Source organism: Pseudomonas sp. GM48 (assembly GCF_000282335.1).
Classification (GTDB): domain Bacteria; phylum Pseudomonadota; class Gammaproteobacteria; order Pseudomonadales; family Pseudomonadaceae; genus Aquipseudomonas.
In genome coordinates this window covers 1-861 of record NZ_AKJM01000171.1, presented here as the reverse complement: position 1 = coordinate 861, position 861 = coordinate 1, and the positions used below count along the sequence as shown (strand labels likewise).

Annotated in this window: 1 protein-coding gene; it reads left to right on the top strand. The window is 64.1% G+C overall.

All coding sequences use genetic code 11. From position 1 onward, the window contains the following. Positions 1-861, top strand: an 861-nt coding sequence (locus PMI28_RS02290) for an Ig-like domain-containing protein (protein ID WP_202949531.1), incomplete at both ends; no start/stop codon positions are given.

Here is an 861-nt window from a genome sequence, read left to right as displayed (position 1 = left end):
CGTTGCACGGCGGTGGCAACGGCACCGAAACCTTCACCTATACGTTGACGGACGCCGATGGCGACAGCAGCAGCGCCAACCTGGTGCTGCAAATCCACAACAACGATGACCCGATCACGATTGGCGGTTTGAGTGCTGAGGGCGGCGAGTTGACCGTCTTCGAGAAGAACCTCAGCGACGGCAGCAGCCCCGACGCACTGGTGCTGACCCAGAACGGTACCTTCACCGTCACCGCGCTGGACGGCGTAACGACCCTGACCGTCGGCGGGATCGCCGTGGTCAGCACTGGCGTGGCCGCCGGCTTCCCGCAATCGATCACCACGCCGTTGGGCAGCACGCTGACCGTCACCGGGTTCAACGCCGTCACGGGCGTCGTCAGCTACAGCTACACCCTGAACGATAACGAAGCGCACCCGACCGCCAACGGCGCCAACAGCCTGCCCGAGCAGTTCGCCGTGACCGTGGTCGACGACAACGGCAGCACCGCCACCGGCAGCCTCGACGTGAACATCGTCGACGACCTGCCGCAAGGCGTGAATGACACGAATGCTTCAGCGGCCTCGGAAACCCTGCTGACGCTGAACGGCAACGTGCTGAGCAACGACGTGCAAGGCGCCGACCGCGTGGCGCTCGGGGAAAACACCGGCCCGATCACCCCCGGTACCTTCACCGGCACTTACGGCACGTTGGTGCTGAATGCCAACGGCACGTACACCTACACGCTGAACACCAGCGATGCCGACTTCAAGGCGTTGCACGGCGGCGGCGACGGCACGGAAACCTTCACCTATACGCTAACGGACGCCGATGGCGACAGCAGCACCGCCTACCTGGTGCTGCAGATCCACAACAACGACAATC